Origin of the sequence: Actinoallomurus acaciae (genome assembly GCF_042429965.1) — a bacterium.
Lineage (GTDB): Bacteria > Actinomycetota > Actinomycetes > Streptosporangiales > Streptosporangiaceae > Actinoallomurus > Actinoallomurus acaciae.
In genome coordinates this window covers 1-1,000 of sequence record NZ_JBHLZP010001131.1, presented here as the reverse complement: position 1 = coordinate 1,000, position 1,000 = coordinate 1, and the positions used below count along the sequence as shown (strand labels likewise).

Sequence of the window (1,000 nt, the reverse complement as noted above, 5' to 3'; positions counted from 1 at the left end):
TCGCCGTCCCGGTCGTGGCCGGCCACACGCCGAGCGCGCGGTTCCGCGTGACGAACCTGGAGGGCCACGCGGTGACCGTCCGGCCGCGGGCGACGGCGACGCCCGGCCTGTCCGTGTCGACCGCCGCCGCCCCGGTGCGGATCCCCGCGCACGGATCGGTGACCGTCCCCGTCGCGGTGAGCGTGGCCGAGGGCACCTCGACGGGCACGGTGACGCTCACGGCGGGAGCGCGGAGCGCGCGGATCCCGGCCGAGGTCACGGGGAACCTCGTACGCGTCGCGACGATGTCGGCGTCCAGCACGCACAGCGGCTCCGACCCGGCGTGGGCGAATGACGGCGGCACCGACTCGGAGGTCTGGCTGAACGGCGTCGGCGGCTGGAACGACGACACCGCGGGAGACTTCCCCGACACGCTCACCGCGACCTGGGCCGCCCCGGTCTCCCTGGGACGGGTGCGCGTGCTGACCCTCGACAGCGGCAGGTCCCCGGCGTCGAAGGTGGGGCTGCGCGACTTCGACGTCGAGGCGCTCGTCGACGGGGACTGGCGCACGGTCGCCACGGTGCGCGGCAACACCGCGGGCACCGTCGAGCGGACGTTCGGCCCGGTCCCGGCGTCGGCGCTGCGGCTCGTCGTCCGCGACTCGAACGACCACAAGTACAGCCGGGTCATGGAGCTGGAGGGCTACGGCACGTGACGGGATAAAAAATAAATATTCGTTCAGTATTATGCCGGCATGCTGAGGAGAGCGAGCCGGACCGCGCAGCACGTCGCGTTGTTCCGCGCCCTGGAGACGGTGCGCCGTGGGCCGCGCCTGTTCACCGATCCGTACGCCGCGGCGGCGCTCGGGCCCCGCTACCGCCTGGTGGCGGGGCTCGCCCGGCTGCCGGGCGCCGGAGCGCGGATCGAGCGGTACATCGACACGCGTTTCCCGGGCGGCCCGCGCGCGTCCGCGGTGGTGCGGACCCGGCTGATCGACGATCGGCTCGGCGCCGCCCTCGC

At 74.2% G+C, this 1,000-nt stretch carries 1 protein-coding gene and 1 pseudogene; both read left to right on the top strand.

Going from position 1 to position 1,000, the window contains the following annotated elements; translation table 11 throughout:
• Positions 1-695, top strand: a 695-nt coding sequence (locus tag ACFFNX_RS51080) for a hypothetical protein (protein ID WP_378213746.1), incomplete at its 5' end; no start/stop codon positions are given.
• Between the two features lie 39 nt (positions 696-734).
• Positions 735-1,000 (top strand): annotated as a pseudogene (locus ACFFNX_RS51075) (hypothetical protein); the annotation flags it as partial.